General features: G+C 57.3%; 22 protein-coding genes and 3 tRNA genes. 10 read left to right on the top strand and 15 right to left on the bottom strand.

Features of this window, described 5'->3' with window-relative positions; genetic code table 11:
• Positions 1 to 5 precede the first annotated feature (5 nt).
• The 8 genes from HMPREF1255_RS05095 to HMPREF1255_RS05065 all read left to right on the top strand — a co-directional run bounded on the left by HMPREF1255_RS05095 (position 6) and on the right by HMPREF1255_RS05065 (position 5,309).
• Positions 6 to 812, top strand: coding sequence for a hydroxymethylpyrimidine/phosphomethylpyrimidine kinase (locus HMPREF1255_RS05095; protein WP_016455294.1), 807 nt, complete (start codon positions 6 to 8; stop codon positions 810 to 812).
• 323 nt (positions 813 to 1,135) lie between these two features.
• On the top strand, positions 1,136 to 2,485 hold the full coding sequence (mgtE, locus tag HMPREF1255_RS05090) for a magnesium transporter (protein ID WP_024111020.1): 1,350 nt from the start codon (positions 1,136 to 1,138) through the stop codon (positions 2,483 to 2,485).
• 259 nt (positions 2,486 to 2,744) lie between these two features.
• A complete protein-coding gene (locus tag HMPREF1255_RS09605) occupies positions 2,745 to 2,963 on the top strand; it encodes a hypothetical protein (protein WP_024111145.1) in 219 nt (72 codons plus the stop codon).
• A gap of 15 nt (positions 2,964 to 2,978) precedes the next feature.
• A complete protein-coding gene (locus HMPREF1255_RS05085; RefSeq protein WP_024111098.1) occupies positions 2,979 to 3,533 on the top strand; it encodes a hypothetical protein in 555 nt (184 codons plus the stop codon).
• Between the two features lie 286 nt (positions 3,534 to 3,819).
• Positions 3,820 to 3,892 (top strand) — tRNA-Glu (locus HMPREF1255_RS05080).
• A gap of 196 nt (positions 3,893 to 4,088) precedes the next feature.
• Positions 4,089 to 4,162 (top strand) — tRNA-Asp (locus HMPREF1255_RS05075).
• A 69-nt stretch (positions 4,163 to 4,231) separates the two neighbouring features.
• Positions 4,232 to 4,308 (top strand) — tRNA-Phe (locus tag HMPREF1255_RS05070).
• Positions 4,309 to 4,382: 74 nt separating this feature from the next.
• Complete coding sequence (locus HMPREF1255_RS05065) at positions 4,383 to 5,309, top strand: cation diffusion facilitator family transporter (protein WP_024111018.1); 927 nt, start codon at positions 4,383 to 4,385, stop codon at positions 5,307 to 5,309.
• Here the strand turns inward: HMPREF1255_RS05065 and HMPREF1255_RS05060 are convergent, their stop codons facing one another.
• From HMPREF1255_RS05060 to HMPREF1255_RS10120, 4 genes are all read right to left on the bottom strand, one after another.
• Positions 5,310 to 6,674: an ABC transporter permease gene (locus HMPREF1255_RS05060; protein ID WP_024111085.1), complete on the bottom strand. Its 1,365-nt coding sequence runs from the start codon at positions 6,672 to 6,674 to the stop codon at positions 5,310 to 5,312.
• 2 nt (positions 6,675 to 6,676) lie between these two features.
• Positions 6,677 to 7,786, bottom strand: a complete 1,110-nt coding sequence (locus HMPREF1255_RS05055; protein ID WP_024111178.1) for a COG1361 S-layer family protein — start codon at positions 7,784 to 7,786, stop codon at positions 6,677 to 6,679.
• Positions 7,770 to 8,624, bottom strand: coding sequence for an ABC transporter ATP-binding protein (locus HMPREF1255_RS05050; protein ID WP_081717345.1), 855 nt, complete (start codon positions 8,622 to 8,624; stop codon positions 7,770 to 7,772). Before HMPREF1255_RS05050 ends, HMPREF1255_RS05055 begins: the two co-directional genes overlap by 17 nt.
• Before the next feature lie 249 nt (positions 8,625 to 8,873).
• Complete coding sequence (locus HMPREF1255_RS10120; protein WP_255325104.1) at positions 8,874 to 9,224, bottom strand: cell division protein CrgA; 351 nt, start codon at positions 9,222 to 9,224, stop codon at positions 8,874 to 8,876.
• Positions 9,225 to 9,304: 80 nt separating this feature from the next.
• Between HMPREF1255_RS10120 and HMPREF1255_RS05040 the strand changes: the two genes are divergently transcribed.
• The gene (locus HMPREF1255_RS05040; protein WP_024111023.1) at positions 9,305 to 9,985 is read left to right on the top strand and encodes a DUF881 domain-containing protein; all 681 of its coding nucleotides are present in this window, start codon (positions 9,305 to 9,307) and stop codon (positions 9,983 to 9,985) included.
• Here HMPREF1255_RS05040 and pknB read toward each other — a convergent pair.
• The 7 genes from pknB to trxA all read right to left on the bottom strand — a co-directional run bounded on the left by pknB (position 9,982) and on the right by trxA (position 17,862).
• A complete protein-coding gene (pknB, locus tag HMPREF1255_RS05035; protein ID WP_016455302.1) occupies positions 9,982 to 11,808 on the bottom strand; it encodes a Stk1 family PASTA domain-containing Ser/Thr kinase in 1,827 nt (608 codons plus the stop codon). The two genes, HMPREF1255_RS05040 and pknB, sit on opposite strands and share 4 nt — an antisense overlap.
• 67 nt (positions 11,809 to 11,875) lie before the next feature.
• Entirely contained in the window at positions 11,876 to 13,279 is a 1,404-nt protein-coding gene (locus HMPREF1255_RS05030; RefSeq protein WP_024111102.1) for a penicillin-binding protein 2, read from the bottom strand.
• Between the two features lie 16 nt (positions 13,280 to 13,295).
• Entirely contained in the window at positions 13,296 to 14,669 is a 1,374-nt protein-coding gene (locus HMPREF1255_RS05025) for an FtsW/RodA/SpoVE family cell cycle protein (RefSeq protein WP_036917184.1), read from the bottom strand.
• A complete protein-coding gene (locus tag HMPREF1255_RS05020) occupies positions 14,660 to 16,075 on the bottom strand; it encodes a PP2C family serine/threonine-protein phosphatase (protein WP_024111129.1) in 1,416 nt (471 codons plus the stop codon). The genes HMPREF1255_RS05025 and HMPREF1255_RS05020 overlap by 10 nt, the downstream gene beginning before the upstream one ends.
• Positions 16,076 to 16,083: 8 nt before the next feature.
• Complete coding sequence (locus tag HMPREF1255_RS05015) at positions 16,084 to 16,599, bottom strand: FHA domain-containing protein (protein ID WP_016455306.1); 516 nt, start codon at positions 16,597 to 16,599, stop codon at positions 16,084 to 16,086.
• Positions 16,600 to 16,601: 2 nt separating this feature from the next.
• Positions 16,602 to 17,315 carry a DUF3662 and FHA domain-containing protein gene (locus HMPREF1255_RS05010; protein WP_016455307.1) on the bottom strand — a complete coding sequence of 238 codons (714 nt, stop codon included), beginning with the start codon at positions 17,313 to 17,315 and terminating at the stop codon, positions 16,602 to 16,604.
• Positions 17,316 to 17,460: 145 nt separating this feature from the next.
• On the bottom strand, positions 17,461 to 17,862 hold the full coding sequence (trxA, locus tag HMPREF1255_RS05005; RefSeq protein ID WP_016455308.1) for a thioredoxin: 402 nt from the start codon (positions 17,860 to 17,862) through the stop codon (positions 17,461 to 17,463).
• A gap of 417 nt (positions 17,863 to 18,279) precedes the next feature.
• Here trxA and HMPREF1255_RS05000 point away from each other — a divergent pair, with 417 nt between their 5' ends.
• On the top strand, positions 18,280 to 19,218 hold the full coding sequence (locus HMPREF1255_RS05000; RefSeq protein WP_024111142.1) for an SDR family NAD(P)-dependent oxidoreductase: 939 nt from the start codon (positions 18,280 to 18,282) through the stop codon (positions 19,216 to 19,218).
• 46 nt (positions 19,219 to 19,264) lie between these two features.
• Here the strand turns inward: HMPREF1255_RS05000 and HMPREF1255_RS04995 are convergent, their stop codons facing one another.
• The 4 genes from HMPREF1255_RS04995 to HMPREF1255_RS04980 form a co-directional block, all read right to left on the bottom strand.
• The gene (locus HMPREF1255_RS04995; RefSeq protein ID WP_024111040.1) at positions 19,265 to 20,086 is read right to left on the bottom strand and encodes a hypothetical protein; all 822 of its coding nucleotides are present in this window, start codon (positions 20,084 to 20,086) and stop codon (positions 19,265 to 19,267) included.
• Complete coding sequence (locus tag HMPREF1255_RS04990) at positions 20,074 to 20,808, bottom strand: ABC transporter ATP-binding protein (RefSeq protein WP_024111166.1); 735 nt, start codon at positions 20,806 to 20,808, stop codon at positions 20,074 to 20,076. Before HMPREF1255_RS04990 ends, HMPREF1255_RS04995 begins: the two co-directional genes overlap by 13 nt.
• Complete coding sequence (locus tag HMPREF1255_RS04985; protein WP_016455312.1) at positions 20,805 to 21,191, bottom strand: GntR family transcriptional regulator; 387 nt, start codon at positions 21,189 to 21,191, stop codon at positions 20,805 to 20,807. Before HMPREF1255_RS04985 ends, HMPREF1255_RS04990 begins: the two co-directional genes overlap by 4 nt.
• 932 nt (positions 21,192 to 22,123) lie before the next feature.
• A complete protein-coding gene (locus HMPREF1255_RS04980) occupies positions 22,124 to 23,713 on the bottom strand; it encodes an aspartate:alanine exchanger family transporter (protein WP_024111108.1) in 1,590 nt (529 codons plus the stop codon).
• Positions 23,714 to 23,729 lie beyond the last annotated feature (16 nt).

The raw sequence follows: 23,729 nt of genomic DNA, 5'->3' as shown, positions 1-23,729 counted from the left end.
GTAACATGCCTACACCACCCGTCGCATACGTCATTGCAGGTTCCGAGGCCACCGGCGGCGCCGGTTTCCAGGTCGATCTGAAGACCTATCAGCAGCTGGGTGTTTACGGCGTGGGCACGCTGTCCTGCATCGTCGCCTTCGACCCCAAGAACAATTGGGGTCACCGCTTCCACCCGGTGCCGAGGCAAATAATCGAAGAGCAGATCGAGGTTGCGCTGGCTTGCTTCGACGCCGACGTCATGAACACCGCCAAGGTTGGCATGCTCGGCACCCCCGAGACCATTGACGCGGTTGCTCAGGGCCTGGCCCAGCGCGAGTGGAAGAATCTCGTGGTCGATCCCGTGCTGATCTGTAAGGGGCAGGAACCGGGCGCAGCCCTCGACACCGATAACGCGCTGCGTGAGAAGGTCCTGCCGTTGGCTAGCGTCGTCACGCCGAACGTCTTCGAGTCGAAGGCGCTGTCAGGTATGGCCGAGATCAACACTGTTGAGGATCTTGAAGAGGCCGCGAAGCGAATCGGCGAGAGCGTACCTTACGTCGTCGCAAAGGGCGGAGTGGAGCTGCCGGGCGACGAAGCCATCGATGTGCTTTGGGACGGCAAGGAAATCACCCGTTTCAGCGCGCCCAAGGTTGGCAATCAGCGTGTTTCTGGCGCTGGCTGCACTATTGCGGCGGCCATCACCGCTGAGCTCGCGAAGGGTGCGGACATCAAGACCGCCGTCGGTAACGCGAAGAAGTTCGTCACCCGCGGAATAAACGCCAGGGTCAGCGCCAACACGCCTTTCGACACCGTATGGCAGGGCGCTAACTAGCTGATCAGCCGATCGAATATAGAGCTGGAAGATATCGCAGCGAAAGATCGAGCACCCGAACTGCTCGCGCAGCTCGTCGTCTTTTGGTAGAAGTGCGTGCGCACGACGCACCTCTTCCTAACCGGCGGAGAAATTCTTGATATTAAGAAGTGTGTTCCGCACTCCTTACTCGCCGGTCGAAACGCTGGTTATCGCTAAGGACGACGTTGTGCCCTCACATTCATGGGTGCTGCCCTCTGCGGTCTAGCTGTTTGGCGTGAGCGCGGGCTTTTTATGGTTAACTTGAGCCGGTTGGTTTGGTTCGCAAAGCAGGAGGGTTTGCCATGTACTTAAAAAATATCGACAGTCTGGAAAGCCGCGTCCGTAGGGCTTTGCAGAAGGAGAATCTGAATCTAGTCAGACGCATCCTCTCGTCAGCGACGCCGCGGCAGGCTGCTGCCGTGATGGAGCGATCAAACTTCTACGATCGAGCGCTCATCTATCGGACTCTGCCAAAAGACGTCGCGGTAACTGTCTTCGAGCTGCTCGACCCCGCTTTGCAGGCGGACTTGGTGAAGGCCCTGCAGGACGAAGAAGTAAAGGCCGTTGTGGAGTCGATGGATCCGCATGACCGTGCCGAGTTACTCGATGAGCTGCCCGCGAAAGTTGCCACTCGTTTGATCGAGGGCCTGTCCCCTGCAGAACGCGATTTGACCGGCATCATCCTTGGTTACCCCGAGGAATCCATCGGACGGCGAATGAACCCCGAATTCGTCTCATTTAAGCCAAATGAATTAGCTGGCGACGCAATGAAGAGGATTCGTATGGTTTTGGACGACGTCGAAACCGTCTATACGATTCCGGTGGTCGGGGAGGGTCGTGAGCTTTTGGGCGTGTTCTCACTCAGGGACTTGATGCGCGTCGAACCTGACACACAAATCGGCGAGATCATGAAGACCGCGGACAAGGGTTTGGCTACCGAAGACGCTGAGGAAGTTGCGCGCCGTTGTGCGAATCGGCACCGCCTGGCGCTGCCGATCGTGGATCAGGAAAATCGTTTGGTTGGCGTGCTGTCAATCGAGGATGCGCTAGATATTCTCGAGGAAGAAACCAGCGAGGACCAAGCTCGTATCTCGGGCTCGGAACCGTTGAGCCGCCCCTACCTGGCGACTCCCATTTTTGAACTGGTTAAGGCCAGGGTGGTCTGGTTGCTTGTTTTGGCAATCGGTGGAACGCTCACTATCCACGTCCTGGAAGCGTTCGAGGCGACGATTGCTCAGATGGTCGTTCTGTCTGTATTCGTGCCGTTGTTAATTGGTACCGGCGGAAACACCGGAAACCAGGCCGCGACGACGGTTACGCGTGCAATCGCTCTGGGGGACGTGCGGAAGGGAGACGTCTGGAAGGTGATAACCAGGGAGATCCGCGTCGGCGCGTTCCTGGGGCTTCTGCTCGGCCTACTCGGCTTCGTCGTGACGTCGATTTTCTACGACCTGCAGATCGGAGTCGTGATCGGCTTGACGCTGCTTTCTGTCTGCACGTTGGCCGCCACGGTCGGCGGCTCGATGCCACTGGTGGCCAGGAAACTGGGCATCGACCCAGCTGTCTTCGCGAACCCGTTCATCTCGACGTTGGTGGACGCCTCCGGCCTGATCATTTACTTCTTAATTGCTAAAGCAGTTATCGGCATTTAGACGCGACTTGAAATTAACCTACTGCCTCGCAGTGGGGTGGCGAGAAAATTACTCGTTCGTGGTTGTTAATCTGCTCGTTTCTCCGTGGTCTTGCTGAATTTTTTAAGGCGGCTTTGCGTACCAGGCCAAATAGGACAGCGATGACCAAAATTTTTTGCTAGTAGCAAATCAAGACCTCGTGCCGTGTTTGTTTTCAGCGAAATTAAGCAATTTATTAGTGTAGGCTGACCTAAATTGTTCTTTAAGTTAAGGAAGTGGGATGTCTGAAAACATTGAAAAACAAGAGCGTCAAAAGAAAATTGATGAGCGTCGCACTAACTTCTGTTTGAATCTTTGCCCAGGATGTAAGGCAGCTCGGAAAAAGCAGAAGGGTTTTTGGTATCAGGCTGTTAAGCTCTCTGACGATAAGCTCTGCCCTTGGTGTTCTGCATATCATCGCACTCAAGGTAAGCGTGCATACGAACCGCTTGATGATTAGGGTTTAGGTGTTTCTGTGACGTACTTAGAAGAGTATTACCAAAATAAGCCCTACCCATTTTTTATTGTTCACATGGTTGCAATCGTAGGGTTTGTGGCTCTGGTAGTGACTTCCGTCATAATGCTCATAGTTTCAAACGCGGGCGCAGCAGTATTTTTAGTGCACAAGGTTGCCTCATGGCTGTTGATGATAGGTCTTGTAGTAGGTGCAGTTGAAGCTCTTGTGGTGAAGATGTTTGTGCCAAGGGACAGGCGTAAACCTTTTGGGTTTAGAGTTTCTGTGTTGAAAAATATAGCCACGAAGCGAGAAGTGGCAATATACACCACGTATTGCGTGCTTTCATGGGCGCTGATTCCAGTGGTGTTTGTATTCGCCTTTTTGAGCGGCGCAAGGTCAGACTTTTTGGGGCTAAACACATTTTTTAGCTCAATGGATCGCAGCTTGTTAATGCGTTTTCATGGTGCTAGTGGAATCGTATTTATTGTGATGATCGTCGTGCATGTATGCCTTTCCGTTCCGGCAAGACGAGTCAGGGATAAGGCAAATCTGGCGGTTGCTCCAAAAAATTAATAGTTTGCTTAGCTGCGAGGGTGGTTGGCTTCCGAAGAGCTGAGTAAATTACTCATTTTTAAAAACTCTGAAGGACAGTTTTAGTCATAAATGCGGCTAAAGTGCCTTGTCAGATGCTGTTCAGGGAATAATTATTTGTTATTGGGTAGAAGTCAAGCGGCTGAGTGAATAGCCTTATGTGAAGACGGTTGCCAACGTGAGCTTTGAGCTCGGGGAAGACGGTGGCAACCGTCTCTTTATGTTCAGATTGAGCTTGGAAAACTTATCGGTTAATATGAGCTACTGCGTCCCCGTCGTCTAGGGGCCTAGGACACCGCCCTTTCAAGGCGGCAACGGCGGTTCGAATCCGCTCGGGGATACGACGCAAAAGAGCCAAATTGGCGAATCGGGTGAAACCCGCTAAGCTGAGAGCCGCTCTTGAAGCGAACTGGAAAATTCAATAGGTCGAAATTAAAACCGGTTAAAATCCGATTTTGATTTTTCTTGAAAGATCGGCTAAGTTCATCTGGTCTTGTTTAAACAGATGAACCTATTAGAGGGTCTGTTAAGAAACATGGCCCCGTAGCGCAGTTGGTTAGCGCGCCGCCCTGTCACGGCGGAGGTCGTGGGTTCAAGTCCCATCGGGGTCGCTTAGCGGTCGTTTTTGACGATCGCGCGTAGAAATACGCAGTTGCTGGTGGTTAAGCCGCTGGCGGTTAGGCCAGGTAGCTCAGCTGGTAGCAGCGTTCGCCTGAAAAGTGAAAGGTCGGCGGTTCGACCCCGCCCCTGGCCACCACCATTGCTCTTCTTTTTAATTCTCATTTTCACCCAGGTTGAATTGCGTCTGCCATTCGTCGAACATTGATAGGTGTGAACGCCCCGAGTAGCAACAGATACGCAAAGCCAGAAGATCTGACGAAATTCGCATGGTTGTCGATCGCGGCAGCCCTAACAACCATCGTCTTAAAACTAACCGCTGCGATGCTGACGAACTCTGTTGGTCTGCTCTCGGACGCTGCCGAATCCCTGGTCAACTTAGTCGCTGCAGTAATCGCGCTGATCACGCTGCGGATCGCGATTCGTCCCGCAGACGATGATCACCCCTTCGGACATTCGAAAGCCGAATACTTTTCTGCTGCGCTCGAAGGAGTGATGATCTTCGTCGCCGCCGTATTCATCATCGGCTCGGCGATCATGAGAATGTTCAACCCCGTGATGCCCGAACAGCTCGGCATCGGTCTGTTAATCAACGCTCTGGCCGGAGTCGTCAACGGGGCTGTTGCCCTGATCCTCTATCGAAGCGGCAAGAAGCATCGCTCGGCGACTTTGCTGGCCGATTCCAAACATCTATTCACGGACGTCCTAACCTCTATCGCAGTCCTTCTCGGTGTTGGCCTGGTCGTGATTTTCAAGATGGCGATCCTCGACGCCATCGTCGCTCTGCTGGCGGGCTTCAACATCATCTTCATGGGCATTCAGATCATCAAGACCGCAATTGACGGGCTAATGGACATCGCGCTGCCCGAAGAAGTGGTCAAAAATCTGGAGAGTGTCCTTGAGAATCGTCGCAAGAAGGACAAAACCGACTTCCATGCGGTGCGCACCCGCGAGGCGGGCAATCGCAGGTTCATGAACGTCCACGTCTTGGTGCCGGGGGAGTGGAGCGTCAAGCAGGGGCACGACTACGTGGAAAACCTCATCGACGAACTCGTCGAGCAGGTGCCCGACCTGCGCGTTCAGGCCCACCTGGAGCCCATCGGAGACCCGAAGAGCTACGAGGACATCAACGATATTTAGCTATTCCGACCTGATCGCGGCCAGCGGGCTCAACTTCATTGCTCGCTGAGCGGGGATCAGGCCCGCGAGAGTACCGATTCCGGTGGAGAACAAGATTGACGAAATGGTCAGCCAGAGCGGAATGATCGAAATCTTCGTCGGCTCGGGACCGGCTGCCGCCCCGAGCGTGGTGTTCAACATCCACGAAACCAACAGGCTGAACAACAGCCCGATTATTCCGCCGAAGAAGCCGATTATCGCCGATTCGACCAGGAAAAGGTTACGGATGTCCTTCAAAGAAGCGCCGAGCACCTTCATGATGCCGATCTGGCGGGTGCGCTCGTAGACGGACATCAGCATTGTATTGGCGATGCCGATGGCGGCCACCAGCAGCGAGACTGCGCCGATGCCGCCGAAAACTGCCTGCACTACTCGTCCTATGCTCTGCATCTGCTTCATCAACTCGATGTTCGACTGCACCTGGTAGCCGTCCTCACGCAGCTGCGTGGTCAGTTCCTCCGCAGTCTTGGCATCGACGGCAGTGACTACCAACTCCGAATAGATGAAGTCGTTGCCCCTGGGCTTGCCGTCCTGCGTGGCAGGCTGGCCTGGAAGCGCGCGCCCAGGCATGGCCTTGCGCAAGGTGTTGATGAGCTGGTTGATGTCGACGAGCGCGCTCTGATCGATCTGCCAGTTGTTTGAGGTCTCTATGACGCCTGTCGCTTTAGCTAAGAACCGATGCTGTCCAGAGCTGGCGATGGTAGCCTGCTGCGCGCCGGTTGAATCCTGGATTGTTGGCCCGGAGTTCTCCTGGTTGAAGCTCAGAAAGATTTGTGAATTCAGCCAGTCAATTTTTTCGACGTTGCTCGATCCGAAGCCAACCTCAGAAAAGTTGTAGTCGACCATGCCACCCAGGGCCAAGCCGAGTGGGTCTGCCGGTTCAGGTAGCCTGCCCTCGGCCATATCGACGCCAGCCTTCTGCAGACTCTCCTGCGTCATGCCCCGCAGCGTGATGTAGCCCTTCTTGCCGTTGACAATCGCGTCGGCATCAACCTGATAAATCGGCGCGACGGACTTAACCCCATCGATCGCGGACAGCTCTTTCATGGTCGCCGCGTTCATCTTCTTGTCTTTGCTTTTGGCGGACGAACCGATGCCGAATTCGCTGTTTGCGAAGTCGTCGCCGCTGCCGGTGACGGTCAACTGCGTCATCGCCGCGTCGTTCTCCATGCTTTCGGTCATCGACTTCGTCATCCCGACGCCAAGCGACATCATTATTACCACGGACGCGGTGCCGATGAAGACGCCGAGCACCGTCAGCGAAGTACGGAATAAGCGCTGCCGAAGACTACCGAGAGCGCTCGAGATCAGGTCAGACCAGCGCATGGCTAATTACCAGGAAGATCGTCGCCAGCCCGGTCGGCGGCGTTAGGCGGAGGCAGAAGAATGGTCTCGTCCTGCTCGTACTGCTGCCTCAACGCTTCCTCATTTTTCTTCTTGCGACGGTTACGCATCACTATGATCAACACGATGGCCCCGACAATCAGAGCTAAGAATAGCAGCGGAACTACCCAGACAAACCCAATACTTTTCTGCTCGGCAGCCGTGTCTTCCGGCGCCTCTTCCACCGGCTCCGTCACGGAAAGCTGAATCTCTCGATCGAGCGTCTTCTGGGCGCCCGTCGAATCCTCGTAGCTGATCTGCAATGTGACGGGAGCCTCGCCCGCACCTATGCCTCTGACCAGAAGATCCGCGCTGGCAGACGTGCCGGCCGCGACATTGCCGATATAGGTTTCGGCTGCCTCCACCTGCGGGTTCTCTTTGACGTTGACCTTCGCGTTGTAGAGCGTCGCCTTGCCCTGGTTCTGCAGCGCGAAGCTAATGCTCGCCTGCTGACCGACTTCGATCGTTTCAGGCAGCACCTGGATCTGGCCAAGTTCGGCGCGAATCGGCTGATGCACAACGACGGCGATCGTCTCGTCCGAGCTGTAGGACTGGAAATTGTTTACGTCCTCGTATTCGGCGTGCACGCTCAGCTGATACGGCTGCTCCTCAAGATTCGGCAGCGCTCGGAAATCCATAGTCGTGGACTGCTGGCCGCCGGCGTAGATGATGGGGATATAAACCGAGGAGGCCCCGCTAACGGGCAGCAGACTGGAGTCAGCGGAGGTTACCGAAACCTTCACGTTACCGACAGCGATGTGGTTTGAGGTGTTGGAGAGAGTGAGTGTGAGCTTGAAATTCTGGCCGGCGTTGACTTCTGCGGGGTCCGTCGAAAATGCCGAGATGAGCAGCCTAGGCGTGAAGTCGCTCTGCGCTGCAGGCTGGTCGACCTCGTCCTCGGCCTTTTCCTCGTCATTTAACAACACGGCTTTGGCCGGTTTACGCGACGGTTCGTTAGATGCGTCGCCTGCGGCAGCAGAGCTCGGTATCGAGGCCCCGAGGCTCAACGACAACACGAAAATTCCAGCGGCAAAAAACCTAAATATTGTTTTCATTTTTCTCCGTCGTGTTTTGAATTGTCTGGGTGGTGGCAGGCATCCCGGTGGTCGTTTCTGCGGCAACGATTTTTCCTACGACGACGTCGTTGCCCCCGTGCCCAGTGTGTTCGATGCCAGTCACATGCCCATCTGAAATGCGCACGATTGCGTCGGCGAATGAGGCTAGGTGGGCGTCGTGAGTGACCATCACCCAGGTCTGGTGGTAGCGCCTGCAAAGCTCGCGGAAAAGCAGCAGGGTGGATTCGGCGGTCTTGGAGTCGAGGTTTCCCGTCGGCTCGTCAGCAAACACGATCTTCGGGTTGACCACCAGCGCTCGTGCGATGCCGACGCGTTGCTGCTGGCCGCCCGACATCTGGTTAGGCTTGTGCACCATGTGCTGGGCCAGCCCCATCCTGGAGAGCGCGGCCTTCGCGCGCGCCTCGCGTTCGGCCTTGCTGACGCCCTGGAAGGCGAGCGGCCAGGCGACGTTCTCCACTGCCGTCATGGAACCGATCAGGTTGAACGATTGAAACACGAAACCGACGTTTTCGCGACGAAAAGTCACCAGGTCCGTTTCGTTGAACCTGTGCAGTGGACGTCCCGCCACCCAGACCTCACCGGCGGTTGGTTTCTCCAGCCCGCCGAGCATGTTCAGCAAAGTGGATTTTCCGGAACCAGAAGTGCCGACGACGGCGACGAATCCTCCGCGTCTAAAAGACACGCTAACCCGGTTGAGTGCGACGAGATGTTCGTCACCCACCTGATAAACCTTCGTCAGGTTGCGCGTGACGACCGCGAAATCTCCGTCACCGGCCCCACCCGCGGAACCAGTCTCGGGGTTGTCTACTGCAAGCATGTCGCTCCCGGTTTGTAGATACAGTTTCTCGCGACGTGCGAAATCTCGAACTTTTCGTCTGTGCAGCCAGCGCAACAGACTGCTAGAAAATATAGCGGCTATAAGCCAAATAGAATATTAAAAACCGTTAAGTTGCGAAAATTTCCGGCTATGGCAGACGGCGTTAAAGGGCCTTAACGTGTTGAGTGAATCTGGGCACAACAAAGAGCCGTCACAAGGACGGCTCTAAAAAGCTGATTTAGCTTCCGGCTACTTCCACATCGTGGAGACGCCGAACGCGGCGGCGATCAGGCCAAGACCGACAGCGAAATTCCAGTTGCCCATGGCGGACATGAAACCGATCTTGCTGCCAGCAATGTAGAAAACGACGAGCCAAAGCACACCGAGGAGGCCCATCGGAACGAAGACGTAAGGCACCCAGTCGCGGTGGGTAGGGTGTTTACGCTCGACCATGTACTCTTCCTTGAGAGTAACCAGCTGCTTGTCGCGTGCCTTAGCGGCCTTCGCGGGGTTGCCGAAACGCGAGGCGCGACGCTTGGCGCGTTCTGCCTGGTCGGCGTGGTCGAACTTCTTTTCGTTTTCTTCCAGATTGTCACTCACCCGGTTAATTATGCCGTCTCTAGCTGTGAAAGCAACAGCGCCTTGCACAGGTTCTACAACTCACCAGATACTCTGGAGACGTGAAATACTCGCGTCCCATCATCACGGCAACCGTTTGCGGTCTGGCCGGATTAATGTTCACCCTAGCCGCGGTGAGCGTGCGCGGAGGTGAGCTGCGTCCGGAACGCACTAGCGACCTCACGCAGATAGCCAGGGAACGCGAGCAAGACAACAAGCAGCTTTCCGCGCAGCTAGCCGAGCTGCGCGAGGAAGTAGACGCGCTGACCGCCCAGTCGGGCCAAAAGGCTTCCACGGACGATCTACGCGCCGTCGAGATGGCTGCGGGGCAGACGGCTCTACACGGGCCAGCCGTGAAGGTGACGCTCACCGACGCGCCGTTAGAGGTCAAGCCCGACAACGTAGATCCGGACATGCTGGTGGTGCACCAACAAGACATTCAGGTGGTGGTGAATGCGCTCTGGCGAGCCGGTGCCGAGGCCATGACGCTGCAAGGCGAAAGGGTGATCACGACCACAGCTATCAAGTGCGTCGGCAACACCGTAGTGCTGCACGGAACGCCATACGCCCCGCCCTACGAGATCGTGGCTATCGGAAACCAAGACGCCTTAGAACGAGGCCTGGAAGCCGACGAAGGCACGCAGATTTATCGACAATACGCCCAGGCCTACCAGCTCGGCTATTCGCAGCAGCGAATCAGCGATTACGTGGCCCCCGCGTTCGGGGACCACGCGCAAAATTAGTTTTCGCCCTCTGGGTTCCTGCCCGGATCAGCAGCGTTGGTGCGTTCGCCGCCCGGTGCCGTCGTTGTAGCGGCCGGAGCCGGCGCCTTGTAGCGGGCAACGGTCAGCGTGATGGAGGTGGATCGCAGCTGCGTGGTGTTGCCTGTCGGGTTCTGCAGCGTCACCTTGCCGTTGTCGGCCTCAACGCTCGTCTCGGTCTCCCAAACCTCTACGTTGGTGAAGCCGGACTTGGCCAGCTCCGCCTTCGCCTCGTCAGCCGTCATTCCGATGACGCGGGGTAGCGTGGATTTTCCGGTCGCAACATAGATGGTGATCTGAGTGTCGGACTGTATCTTCTTGCCGGACGCGGGCTGCACGTCGACGACGGTGTCCTCGGCCGTGTCTGGGCCCTCCTTATTGGCAGGGGCGTCTTGCTTGATGACGTTAGTGAAGCCTGCTTCAGCCAGTGCGGCGCGGGCTTCCGTCTCGCTCATGCCGATGAGTCCATCCGGGACGGCCAGAGTCTTCGGACCGGAGTTGACGGTGATGGTGACGGTTGAACCGATTCTCACCTCTGTTCCGCCAACCGGATCCTGGGCTATGACCTGGCCCTTCGTCTCCGCGTCGCCATCGGAGTACTTCACCTTTGGCACGAGATTGGCCTCGGTAAGCGTGTTCTTCGCGGCTTCCTCCATAGAGGTCAAGACGCTAGGAACCGAAACCACGTCTTTCTTGTCGTCGCTTCCGTTCATCTGAAGGAAGAAGAAGCCGACGATGCCCAGCAAAACTAGCAGCAGACCGACCAAAACGAACGTCAGCCAGCTACGTTTCTTCTTCGGTTCCTCGTATTCCTCAATCGCATCCTGCGTGGTCGGATCCAGCGCGCGTGCCGGGCCGGTTTGGATCGCAGTCTCGGAAACGGTGTCGTTCGGAGTGAAGACCTGGGTGGCCATGTCGTCGCCGGCGGGCGTGACGACGGCCGGCGGGATGACTGCAGTAACCTGCTCGCCGCTCAACAACCGGGCGCAATCAGCGCGCATCTCCTCGGCGCTCTGATAACGCTGCTCGGGGTCCTTCGCCAACGCCTTCAACACCACCGCGTCCATCTGCGGGGTGACGTTCGGATTGAGCTGGCTCGGGGGTGTGACGGCCTCCCTGACGTGCTGGTAAGCAACGGACACAGGGGAGTCGCCCTGGAACGGCGGCTTGCCGGTTAGCAGCTCGTAGAGCAGGCAGCCGGTGGAGTAGAGATCCGAACGCGCGTCCACGGTTTCGCCGCGCGCCTGCTCCGGGGAGAGGTACTGCGCGGTGCCGATTATCGCTGCCGTTTGCGTCATGGTTGCGGAGGTGTCGGAAACGGCACGGGCAATTCCGAAGTCCATCACCTTGATCTGGCCAGCCGTCGTCAACATGACGTTCGCCGGCTTGATGTCGCGGTGGACGATGCCCGCCTTGTGTGAATAGGCCAGGGCGTCGAGGACGCCGGTGGTGTACTGGAAAGCCGTGGCATCCGGAATGCGCTGTCCGGAGCGCAGAATCTCGCGCAGAGTTCGGCCCTGCACCAGCTCCATGACGATGTAGGGCACCATGATGCCGTGCTCGTCGCGCTCGGTGCCAGTGTCGTAGACGCCGACGATGTTCGGGTGGTTCAGGCCGGCAGCCGACTGCGCTTCGCGGTTGAACCGCGCCTGGAAGTTGGAATCTGTCGCCAGGTTCACCCGCAGCTGTTTGATAGCTACGTCGCGATTGAGACGCTCGTCGCGGGCTCGCCAGACCTCGGCCATGCCGCCACGACCGATGATCTCGACTAGCTTGTAACGGCCAGAGAGAGTCCTACCAGTCATCGTTTGCCTCCTTGCCGCAGCGGGCTCAAATCTGCATACATATCTAAGTTATTGGGTGAGTAAAAAATCATCGCATTGCCTCCAGCACCTGCTTGGCCATTGGGATGGATTCCCCGCCTCTGGCGTTGCGAACAAATACGGAGATAGCGATGTGATTTTGCTCCATGTATCCGCTGTACCAGGACGAAAGGTGCCCCGGCTCGTTCTCGGCCGTGCCGGTCTTGCCGCCGGCGACCGTGCCTTCCATCTGGGCTGGCTTACCCAAACCGTTTGAGACGACGTGCTGCATCATCTTCTGCAGCGTTTTAGCGTTTTCGGCGCTCATCGCGCGCCCAAACTCGGTCGGCTTGGTCTTGCTGAGCAGCTTCTGGTTCGAATCGCGCTCTTCCGCCACCAGGTAGGGCTGCATGACCTTTCCGTCATTGGCGATAGCCCCGGCTACGACTGTCATCTGCAGCGGGGTTGCGCGCACGTCGTACTGGCCGATAGCGCTCATGGCAAGCGAGGCCTGGCTCATGCCGGACGGGTAGACGCTAGGCGTAGATTCGAAATCTTTGCCTAGGGCGGTGCCGAAACCGAACTTCTTCGCCTGCTCGGCGATCTTCTCCTCGCCGAGAGCCATTCCAATATTCGCGAAGGAAGTATTGCAGCTCATTGAGAGCGCAAAATCTAAGGTCTGCTGGCCGTCGCCGCAGTTGCTGGCGTTCGGCAGCTCGTGGTTGGTCTGCGGCAGCTGCAGCCGGGCAGGGGTGTCGATCATTTGATCGGGAGTGTAGCCATTCGCCAGCGCAGCCGCGCTCACGACGAGCTTGAAGGTTGAGCCCGGAGGGTAGATTTCCTTCGAGGCCCTATTCTTCATCGGCTGGTTGGGGTCGGCGTTCAGCTCGTCCCACGCGCTGGCTGCGGCGTCGAGGTCCGTGCTAGAGAGCCTGGCAGGATTGTAGCTGGGTGTCGAAACCATCGCCTTGATCTCGCCGGTGGTGTAGTCCATAGCGACGATCGCGCCTTCTTGGCCTGCAAGCGCATCCCAGGCTGCCTGCTGGGCTGCCGGGTCGATAGTGGTGACGACGTTACCGCCCTGCTGGGTACGTCCGGAGAGAGTGTCGATCACTCGACCAACGAACTGCTGGTCGGATTCGCCGATGAGCAGATCGTTATGGCTGCTCTCCAGGCCTGCGGCCCCATAGTTGTAGGAGAAGTAGCCGGTCACCGGGGCATACAGCTCGCCATTGGCGTAGGTGCGTTCGTTTAGGAACGGGCGGACTCCAGTGTAGTTGTTTCCGGCGATGGGTGCGTTGCCGGCCAAAATGTCGCCTCGGTGGGAGCCGAACTGCTCGTCGCGGACTCTCGAGTTACGCAAATCGGATTTCAGGGCATCGGAGCGCAGCATGTATCCGGCCGTCACGTTGGCCAGCAGCAAAAAGAACATCACCGCTAGTGCAATCGCTAGCACGCGCAAAGATTTATTCACGAAATCCTCCCCTCGCTCACTTCTCGTTCACGTCTATGATTTGGGTGCGGTCGTCAGCGAAGTCCGCGACGATGGGGGCCTTCTCGGTGGTCCGAGGGCGACGGGCCTCGTGGCTGATCACCATGATGATAGCGATGATGGCCCAGTTGCAGACCAACGAGCTGCCGCCTTGCGAGACGAATGGCGTAGTCAGACCCGTCAACGGCAGAAGTCTGGTGACGCCACCGATGATCGCGAAAGTCTGCAGCCCGAAGACGAAACTGAAGCCGGCAGCTAGCAGCTTGCCGAAGTCGTCTGGCATGGCTAGTGCGGTTTTGAGCCCACGGCTAATCAACAGCCCGTACAAGATGATCAACGCGATCAAACCAACAATGCCGAGTTCTTCGCCGATTGCTGCGGAGATGAAGTCGCTGCTGGCAACCGGGATCATCTGAGGACGTCCCAGGCCCCAGCCTCGTCCGAACAGGCCTCCCCAGGCCATGCCGTATTGGGCCTGAATCACCTGATAGTTGACGTCGAAGTCGCTGAACGGGTCCAGCCAACTCGAGATTCGGGTCTGGACGTGACTCAATTGCGAAACGACGACGGCCGCCGCAACGAACAGACCACCGGAGATAACTAACCAGCGGACCTGGCTGGTGGCTACGTAAAGCATCATGATGAACAGGCCGAAGAACAGCAGCGAGGTGCCGAGGTCGTTTTCGAAGACGAGCACCACCAGCGCGGTTGCCCACATGATCAGGATCGGCAGCAGATCGCGCAGCCTCGGCAGCTGAAGCTTGCCGATCTTCGGGCCCGCCATCGTCAACAAATCGCGGTGCTCAACTAGGTAAGAAGCGAACGAAATCGCCAGCAGGATCTTCGCGACCTCCGCAGGCTGGAATGAGTAGCTGCCCACCTGAATCCAGATTCGTGAACCGAATTTTTCGCTGCCCAAGCCGGGGATCAGCGGCAATAACAGCATCACCATGCCGATTAGGAACAGGACGTACGGGATACCGTCAAGCACGCGATAATCGCGCATGAAGCCCAAAATTAGCCCGAAAATGGCTATTCCGAGCAGCGTCCAGATGAGTTGCGTGGTGGCCCCGGAAGTCGCCAGGCTCATATCTAGCCGATGGATCATAGCCAACCCAAGACCGTTTAGAGCCAATACAGCGGGCAAGATCACAGGGTCTGCGAAAGAAATGAATACGCGCACCAGAATGTGGGCCACGAGGCAAAGCGCCAGCCAGCCCCCGCAGATCAACAGGACCTCGGTCGAGACCCCTCCGTCGCGGTTCCAATGCGTTAGCAGTAAACCGCCGATGCCGAATAGCGCGGCAAGAATAACGCCGAATAATTCGACGTTTCGGCGCTTGCGATAAACAACCGTTTCACTCACTTGCATTCCTCCGGCAGCTCGGGAGCAGGGGAGGGGCTGGCGGACGAACTAGGCGTGGCGGACGCGTCGGGAGCGGGCGTGGTAACGGGCGCGGGCTCGCGGCCGTCCAGCTTCACTCGGCAGTTCTTGGCCAGCTCGCTCAGCTCATCTAGCTGAGCGGATGCGTCCTCGAGGTTGTAGCCGCGCAGGTCGCCGTCTTCCACCTGTTTGCGCTGGTAGCTGGGCAGATACTTGACCTCTTCCTTGCTGGTTTTGATCAAGTCGCTGAAATCATGCCCCAGGAATTGGATGTCCACGCCGTTGTACATGCCGATCTTGCCGGAGTCCGTGGCGGAGATGAAGTAGTTCTTCTTCACGTAGTCCTTGCCGATCCAAAAGACGCAACCGGCAAGGAGTGCGAGGACGACGATAGTGATGATCGTCCAAGGCAGCCATTGACGTTTCTGGGTGCGCAACCTCGGCGTGTAACGGATCTTCTCGAACGCATCCGGATCGATTATGCCCTCGGGGACGTCGACGTCCGCAGGCACGCCCTCCAAATCGGGAGGAGGGGGAAGAGGAATCGCGGGCAGCGTGCCAGTCGGTTCGCGCAACTCGATTTTGGGGACCTGGACGGAAGCCGCCGCCCCCAAAGTGATGGGCGAACGCTTGTCAAGATCGTCGGACTGCTCGACGACATCGGCGACAACCAGCGTGATGTTGTCCGCACCGCCGCCTCGATAAGCCGCAGAGGTGAGCTCTCGCACCGCACGGGGAAGGCTCTTGATGCGGATCAGGCTGTCCAACTCTTTGGCGTCCATCATGCCCGACAGGCCGTCGGAGCAGAACAGCAGGCGGTCGCCGAGCTTGAGGTCGATCACCTTGAAGTCTGGTTCATGAGTCGGCTGCCCGTTCAGAACCTTCAACAACAGGGAACGATGCGGGTGAACCGCCGCGTCCTCCTCGGAGATTTTGCCCTCGTCAACCAGCGACTGCACCCAAGAGTGGTCGTGGGTGATCTGAACCAGGACGCCATCGCGCAGCAGATATCCGCGCGAATCCCCGATGTGCGCGATGCCGATGGATTCGCCGTCGAAGAAACCGCCGCACACGGTGGTTCCCATGCCCTCGAGTTGGCGGTCTTGCAGCACGAGCTCGGCTAGGTTTTCGTTGGCTTGCTTCAGGCCGTCGCGCATCGCCTCAAGGATGTCTTCGCCGTGTAGCTGCTCGCCTGCAGCAGCGTTCTGAACGAGCTGCTGATCGACCTCACGCAACTGGTTGATCGCAACAGTGGAGGCAAGATCGCCCGCTGCGGCACCGCCCATTCCGTCGGCAACCACCAACATCGAAGGCGAACAGAAGGCCGAATCCTGGTTGTTGTCGCGAACCAGACCGATCTCGGAGTGGGCGACGAAGTCAAGGCTGAAAGTCATCGAAGGAATCAAACCTCCAAAGCTAGATGCGTGCGCCCGATACGAATGCTGTCCTCCGGGGAAATAATCGTCGGCGCGACGATCTGCTGGCCGTTGACGTACGTGCCGTTGGTGGACTTGAGATCCTCAATCACCCACACGCCATCGTGGTCGTAGACCCGGGCGTGACGGCTGGACGCGTAGTCGTCCATGATGTCGATCGTGGCGTTATTAGAGCGACCAAGAAGCACCGCACCCGTCATCGGCAGCGGCGCCCAGATGCCCGCGTTCGGGCCATCGGTGACGACGATGCGGGTCGCCCGATTCTTTGCAGCCGCCTTCGCGTCCTTGCGCTCCTTACGGAGCTTACGACGCTCCTGACGCTTACTGGTGCGTTCGGCTGCTGCGGATTCGGAGGCAAGCTCCTCTGCGGAGACTTTACGTCCGAACATGTCGCCCCGAATCACCTGGGCAAGATAGAAAATGAAGATCCAAATGAGCGCCAAAAAGCCTATTTTTAGCGCTACTAAAGCGAGTGTGCTCATCGTCACGCTCCTACGGGGGAGTGCACCAGCATCCGTGTTTTGCCGATTTCGATGCGGGAACCGTCGCCAAGCTCGGTGCTGGTGACGCGCTCGCCGTTGACGATCACACCGTTGGTGGAGTTCAGGTCTTGGATTGTGATCTTCATGCCCTGCGGGTCGTCCTCGCAGCTGATGCGTGCGTGCAGTCGAGAAATGCCGGGGTCGTTGATGCGCAGATCGGCTTCTGAGCCGCGTCCGATGGTGAATCCCGGAGGCGTCAACGGGTGACGGACGCCGTTAACCTCTAGAACCAGCGGGGCCCTGTGCAAAGAAGTTTCGGAAGCTGGGCCGTCGCTCTCGGCGACCGTCGCAACGGATTGGGACTTTACATTGAACTGCCCGACGGAGAGTTTGTCGTCGCATTCGTACTCGATTTTGATCGGGCCGTTGAATACGTAGGAATTCTCGCCAGCGTGCCTGCGCAGCTCGGGGACGATCTCATCGTTGATGGCCCGTGCCATCGGCGCCAGCTCGTCGTAGTCGTGCGAGGACAGGTAAACGGTGAAGTCGTTAGGCACCAGACGCCTGTCGCGGCTGAGTAACTTAGCCTCGGCGTCCAGTTCCTTACGAAGCCGGGTCGCTATCTCGATTGGCTCGACGTCTCCGCGGACGGTTCGAGAAAAAATGGTGTTGACCGCATTCTCGAGCTTTCGCTCAACTCCACGTAACCAAGCCATCGCTGCCACCTCCAAAATTATGAGTTGTTCATGAATCTTAGTCGGTATTGGCCGTTTAGCCACACTTTGAGCGACCAAACAGGCCTATTTGGAGGTGAGCTGCCCGCAGTTTTGGCCCGTCCGGGCAACATTTCATGACCTTTTGTTAGTCCTTCTGAGTTGCGGTCTGCGCAGCGTGCCCCGACTGCTGGGCGGCCTCTGCTGCTTGTTTGCGCACGTCGTCCATGTCGAGCGCGCGGACCTGCTTGATCAGGTCTTCTAGTGCCGCCGCCGGAATGGCGCCCGAGTGGCTAAAGACGGGAATCTGCTCGCGAAAGATCATCAGTGTCGGGATGGAGGTGATGCCGGCGACGGCTGCCAGCTCTTGCTCCTCCTCGGTGTTCACCTTGCCGAAAAGAATGTCGTCGTGGTTTTCGCTGACTTCTTCGTAGATCGGGCCGAACTGGCGGCACGGGCCGCACCAGGGAGCCCAGAAGTCGATCAGAGAAATGTCCTTCTCAGAAAGCTTTTGTTCGAGATTGTCGCCGGTCAGTTCTACGGTTGCCATTTCGAGTCTCCTTGAAGAATTAGGTGGTTGTTTGAGCAACGTCGCTCTCGTCGTGCTTATTCCTTGGACAGCTCCGCTTTTTACGTGACAGCGGATTTAAAATGAAAGAGAAGTTTTAGCCGGTGCCTGCGTACCCACCCCCTGGAACCACAGGCACCGGTTTGTTGCGCATCGCCAGTCGGGGGAACCAGCGGAATCAACGATTAAGAATCTACCAGATTGGTTTGGGGCGTGTGCAGGCATCCCCCCCCTAAACAGCAAAAAACGGCTATTTAGGGTACAAAACCCGACAGGTTCACCCCAGACGGTTAGAAAAATTTGTTTTTGTTAATACCTAGGTCTTGATATTTAGCGAACACGTCTCCTCGAGCGTCAAAGCGCTAATTCCTGACGAAATAGCCTGTAAGACTAGGAGGCGTGTCGACGGTAATTATCAGTGGAGCAACTTCTGGGGTTGGTCTGCACACCGCCGTATCCTTGGCCGCAGCCGGCTACGACATCATCGCGACGTATCGCGACGATGCGGGAAAGCGCAGACTTCAAACGGCACTTTCCGGAATCCCCAGCGCTTGCGTCCACTTTGCGCATTGCGATTTTTCCAGGCTGCGTTCGGTAGCCGAAGCTGCGGAGCAGATCCGTAACCTTCCTATTGGCGACGTGCGCGCGCTCGTGCTCAACGCCGGCACATATCCGAGTGGTAGGTTCTCTCGCAGCGCAGATCGAGTGGAAGAGACGCTTGCAGTAAACGTCTTAGGCCAGTTCATGCTCTTCCGTGAACTCGAGTGGATGCTGCCACGCGACGCTCGTGTCATCACTCTGGCTTCGCAGGCACATCGCATACGTAGCGGATGGCTAGGGGCGAGCGGGCCGTCGATATTGCCGCCGTCTCAATTATTCGCGTCGGATCCTTGCGACTCGCGTCTTCTTTTCCGCTGGATGCACAGCCCATCCATGCGCTATGCCACCTCCAAGCTCTACTGTGTGCAACTGGCGTACGAAATCAATCGGCGAACCACTTTTTCGGGCTACGCCGTCGACCCAGGCATCGTCGCTAGCACCAAGATCTACCGAAACTATCCGAGGGTGCTCCGCGGGGCATATTGGGCTGCGTCGCCCGTCATGGAGAAGCTGGGCACCGCGCTTTCCCCGCAACAGGCCGGTGACGACCTGGCGTGGGTGGCGGTTAGCGACGAGGCTGAGAGCCTGGCAGGTGAATACATCTACCGCAGAAAAGCCAGGGTCAGCTCGCCAGAAAGTTATAACCTCGAGCTGTCTGGCGAAGTCTGGAAGACATGTATGAGGCTGACCGAAAACCGTGTCTCCGTGCCGACGCGGGGACGTCAAAGAAACTCTTAAATAACGAAAATAAGCCCCGGTTCTTCCGGGGCTTATTTTCGTTAACCTACATCGAAATCTTCGACTGCCAAGAGCGCCAGGTGCGCCAGGTTAGGGCAACCAGCATCAGCGCAGGAACTAAGTACATCCCGATCGGCATGTAAGAAACCCCGTCAGGGATATTGAAGGCGGTGTACCTGAGAATCTTATAGTCATCATTCGTCTGTATGCCGATCGGCAAAAGCAGGCTGGCTAGGCCAATGACCTGCGCGATGATGTACAGCACAATGCCAACCAGAACCGGGCCGCCCTTGCCGAATCGCTGCAGTCTCGATTCAAAACCGATCGAAATTGAGAAATAGAAGAAGACCAGGCCGTAGACCGCCGAAATGATCAGATAGATGATTGCCATAGCGACCATCAAGTTGGGTATTCCATCTGGGGCGTGGAAGATGGTGTTCCACATCGTCTCGAACGGGATACCCATGTTATGGCAGACCCCGGCCGCTATGATCAACGCGCCGCCAAATGTTAGTGCTAGGGTCAGCAAATACGCCAGCGAACTCCAGATCAGTTTGGCCCAGAAGATTTTGCCGCCTGACACGGGCATGGAGTGCGTCAGATAAGCGGTGGCGCCGTAACCCGAGCGCCAGTAGTCGAAAACGAGGTAGACAAATGTTGCGCCGGCGATGGCGATCGCCGATATGACACCGATCGTCAGTCCGATAATCCTCAGGGCGTCAACCCGAATTAGCGATATGCCGGTAAAAGCCAGCAGGCTGATAAACGGCAAAAAAGCCGTGGCCAGCAGGCCCTTGCCGGTCCGCTTTATCTCGTATTTGATCAGCGTTGCCATGTCTACCATCACTGGTTTAGTTACCTGTTCCATGAGTAGACCTCCCTGAATAGTTCGTCGATAGATTTTCCGTGTTCGTAGCGCAGATCGTCGACGCCACCCGAAAGCAGTACGCGGCCGTGGCGCATCATGACGATGGAGTCGAGTACCGGCTCAAGGTCGTGGATCAAATGCGTTGAGATGACCACCAGGCTGTCGGGTGTGATCGAGCGGAGGATTCCCTCCAAAATCACCTGGCGGGCGGCCGGGTCGACGCCAGAGATCGGTTCGTCGAGCAAGTGGACGCGTGCCTCGCGGCCCATCGCCATCGCGATCTGCGCCTTCTCTCGCATGCCCTTGGACATCTGCTTTAGTTTCATGTTCTTGTCGAGGCCAAAGTACTGAACCAATTCCAGGGCCTTGCGGGAATTGAAGTCCGCGTAGACGTCGGAGAAGTAATCGGCCAGGTAAGAGATCGAGCGGTCCGTAGGCAGATAATCCTTGTCTGGAAGGAAGGAAACCAAAGCTTTCGATTCGGGGCCGGGCTTGTGGCCTGCGATTTGGACGTCTCCGGCGTAGTCGGCCAGGACACCGCCCAGGATCTTCAGCAGCGTGGTTTTGCCGCAGCCGTTCTCGCCGAGTAGTCCGACGACCTGACCGTAATAGAGGTCGAGATTTAGGTCGTCTAGAGCCTGAGCGTTCTGATACTTCTTCGATAGGTTTCTGATCGAGATTGCATTCGCCTTGCCTGCAGGCGGTTCAAAATTCTGTGTCATTTCGTCCCCTCGGAAACGCCGCTCAGGATCTCGTCCCAGCGGTCCGCGATGAGTTGTTTAGCTGTTTCGGTGTCGATGCCGAGACCGATGCATGCCGAGATATACGAATCGGCGCTGGCAAATGCCTGCTGCGTACGCAGAGCGGAGATCGTATCTTTGTTTTCCGTGACGAACCTGCCGGAAGTTCGTTCGGAATAGGTGATCCCCTGTCTGTCGAGCTCTGCGAGTGCCCGCTGCACGGTGTTCGGATTCACTTTTAAGTCGGCTGCTAGGTCTCTGACGCCTGGAAGGCGCGCCCCGGTCTGCCATTCTCCGACGCAGATACGTCGCGAGAATTCTTCGACCAGCTGCAGCCAAATCGGTGACTTTGTATCGAATTCCATGCAACCTCCAATCCCTGTGTCGCTGTATTAGGTGATTAATACAATAAGACGGTTGAGTGGTGATGTCAACGTGCGTCGAGCTTTTTGAGCCCAGATAATTTAGCGACGACGAACCTGGTGACTGCTCAGTCGCCCTCGAATGGCTAGAAAACCATCACGTGACCAGAAACAGTGGGAACCAAAAAGTCCGTACTTGAGCTTTTCTGCACCCGCTAATAATTCTCTAGTTAGCGGGCACCAAAAGGTTTGACTACGGACTTTTCTGTTCCCGCTAATGCGTGGGAAATTAAAAGGAACCAAAAGGTTCGACTACGAGCTTTTTGGGTCCCGTTATTTTTCGACGACGTGATCGGTTTGGGTGTTCGCGTCTGGTGGCTTGTCTTGGGTGCTCTTGGTTGGTGCTTGGTCTGGACATTCTTGGTTGGCGGTAGGCCTGGTTGTGTTTCGGCGGTTGTGGGATTCGGGTCTTTGCATCACTGGCAACGTGTCTCCGCTCCTAATTCAAGCGCTATTGCGCTTGAATGCCGTTGCTCTCGCCACGCCTTTATGTTCCTTCAAAGACCCGAACTCCCACAACCTCATGCCTTTAGGTGGTCATCCGAATTATTGCGTCAAAAAAGGCTCGTTTACGAGCCAAATCTGCCGCAGTAATGTCGCGACCACTTAATAAGCGAGGCTGGTGGAGCTGGGTTGGGTTGGCGAGCATTGGAGGCGTGGCGGGAGCCAGACGAATACAACGTATTCGTCGCGGAGACACGGGCGAAAGAGCTCGACAAGCCAATCCAGACCACCGGCCGACCATAAGCTGCCAGTGCCAGCCACCAGCAGCCCGATCCGAAGCTAACAGGTAAACCACCACGTCACAGGAAACTGTGGGAACTAAAACGGCCACCTGGGTATATCCCAAGTGGCCGTTTTGATTAGTGAATGGTTTAAATCATCATCACGACTTGGACAAGCAGGATCTTCACGATGATTCCGAGGGCGAACGTCGCGGAGTATCCGGACTCGGTGCGCTCGTCAACGACAACGGACTGCACGTGGCTGAGGATCGCGGGCTGACCGATGAACCCTGCCATGGCGCCGGCGACGCGTGGCATCGACAGGCCGAGTTTGTTGCCCAAGAACCAGAAGATGAGAAGAATCGGGGTCAGCAGTACGGCCGAAAGGACACCGATCTTGATGCCGGTGGGGCTGAATGCGGTGGAGGCGAATGCCTGGCCACTGGATAGGCCGACGGCTGCCAGGAACAAGACGAGACCGAGTTGGCGAATCGTCAGGTTGGCCGCGTTTGGCATGGCCCAGATGATTGGGCCGGTGCGGTCCAGTTTGCCGAGGATCAGACCAACAACCAGCGGGCCTGCGGCGCTGCCAAGCGAGAGTACGGCTCCGCCACCAAGCGGGATAGCGACCAGACCGATCGCCACGCCGATGGCGATGCCGATGCCAACGGACCAGAAGTCCACCTCGGTGATCTTTCGCTCGGAGTTGCCGAACAAGTGCTCGATATCTTCCATGTTTTCGCCGGGCACTACAACCATCACGCGGTCGCCGGTCTGGAGCCTGGACTCGGCGGTGGCGAGCATGTCGGTGTCGCCGCGTCGGATCCTGGTGATTAAGCCGTTGAAGCGCGAAGGAATGTGCAGCTCGGCGACGGTTCTGCCAGCAATCTTGGGGTTGGACACGACGAACCTGCGGAAATCCACCGAGGAGCGGTCGTGAGTGATGTTTCGGTCGAGAACATGCCCGAGTGTGTCCGCGGCGATCGCTACGGACTCCGGGGTTCCGACGACAAGGACTTCGTCGCCCGGGAAAAGATTCTCTTCAGGATCTGCGACGCGAACTCGTCCGCTGCGGTTCAGGTAGCTAATTCTTACCTGACCCTCTTCGCTGCCGACGATCTCTGCGATGCCCGGCACGTCGAGGATGCGCATGGGGCGGTCTACATGAACCGTCTCCGAGTGCAGGCCGGCCGCGGAAACCGGGTCGGGGTCCTTGCCGCCAGGCAGGCGCTTGCTGGTGACGAAAGTGATGATCACCATCGTGACGATTACGCCCACAGGATAGGCGATTGCGTAGCCGACGGCAGGCTCGGTGGAGCCGCCAGCCGCGGAAGTCGCTGCTGCTAGGGCAGGAGTCGTCGTCAAAGAACCGGCGAACATGCCGCCGAGCAGGTTGGACGAAATGTCCAGCGGTTTGCCTGAGAACGCGATCAGTAGGGCGTAGATGGCAAGCAGAACCACCGTGCCGATGAGCAGCGGGGTCTGCTTGCGCAGGTCGCGGAAGAATGATGCTCCCGCCGCCAGGCCGATGGTGTAGACGAAGAGCGCCAGGCCGATGGATTGCACGATGCCGAACCCTTCGCCCAGCGAGGGGTCAAGGGCGCCGATTGCCAGGCCTACGAATAATGCACCTGCTGGGCCGAACTTAATCGGGCCGAATGGGATCGCTCCGACCAGGGTGCCCAACGCTATAACCAGAAAAAGCGTTAATAGTGGGGCTTGCGCCAAAATTTCAATCACGCGCTCTAGGCTATAA

This window comes from Propionimicrobium sp. BV2F7 (assembly GCF_000510445.1).
Taxonomy (GTDB): domain Bacteria; phylum Actinomycetota; class Actinomycetes; order Propionibacteriales; family Propionibacteriaceae; genus Propionimicrobium; species Propionimicrobium lymphophilum.
Note: the sequence above shows the minus strand (reverse complement) of the source record. Positions and strands in the feature narration are given on the sequence as shown.

Coding starts and splice junctions, on each gene's coding strand:
- HMPREF1255_RS05095 (WP_016455294.1), top strand. CDS start 6: ATGCCTACACCACCCGTCGCATACGTCATTGCAGGTTCCGAGGCCACC.
- mgtE (WP_024111020.1), top strand. CDS start 1,136: ATGTACTTAAAAAATATCGACAGTCTGGAAAGCCGCGTCCGTAGGGCT.
- HMPREF1255_RS09605 (WP_024111145.1), top strand. CDS start 2,745: ATGTCTGAAAACATTGAAAAACAAGAGCGTCAAAAGAAAATTGATGAG.
- HMPREF1255_RS05060 (WP_024111085.1), bottom strand. CDS start 6,674: ATGCGCTGGTCTGACCTGATCTCGAGCGCTCTCGGTAGTCTTCGGCAG.
- HMPREF1255_RS05055 (WP_024111178.1), bottom strand. CDS start 7,786: ATGAAAACAATATTTAGGTTTTTTGCCGCTGGAATTTTCGTGTTGTCG.
- HMPREF1255_RS05050 (WP_081717345.1), bottom strand. CDS start 8,624: ATGCTTGCAGTAGACAACCCCGAGACTGGTTCCGCGGGTGGGGCCGGT.
- pknB (WP_016455302.1), bottom strand. CDS start 11,808: ATGACTGGTAGGACTCTCTCTGGCCGTTACAAGCTAGTCGAGATCATC.
- HMPREF1255_RS05025 (WP_036917184.1), bottom strand. CDS start 14,669: ATGCAAGTGAGTGAAACGGTTGTTTATCGCAAGCGCCGAAACGTCGAA.
- HMPREF1255_RS05020 (WP_024111129.1), bottom strand. CDS start 16,075: ATGACTTTCAGCCTTGACTTCGTCGCCCACTCCGAGATCGGTCTGGTT.
- HMPREF1255_RS05015 (WP_016455306.1), bottom strand. CDS start 16,599: ATGAGCACACTCGCTTTAGTAGCGCTAAAAATAGGCTTTTTGGCGCTC.
- HMPREF1255_RS05010 (WP_016455307.1), bottom strand. CDS start 17,315: ATGGCTTGGTTACGTGGAGTTGAGCGAAAGCTCGAGAATGCGGTCAAC.
- trxA (WP_016455308.1), bottom strand. CDS start 17,862: ATGGCAACCGTAGAACTGACCGGCGACAATCTCGAACAAAAGCTTTCT.
- HMPREF1255_RS04995 (WP_024111040.1), bottom strand. CDS start 20,086: ATGGAACAGGTAACTAAACCAGTGATGGTAGACATGGCAACGCTGATC.
- HMPREF1255_RS04990 (WP_024111166.1), bottom strand. CDS start 20,808: ATGACACAGAATTTTGAACCGCCTGCAGGCAAGGCGAATGCAATCTCG.
- HMPREF1255_RS04985 (WP_016455312.1), bottom strand. CDS start 21,191: ATGGAATTCGATACAAAGTCACCGATTTGGCTGCAGCTGGTCGAAGAA.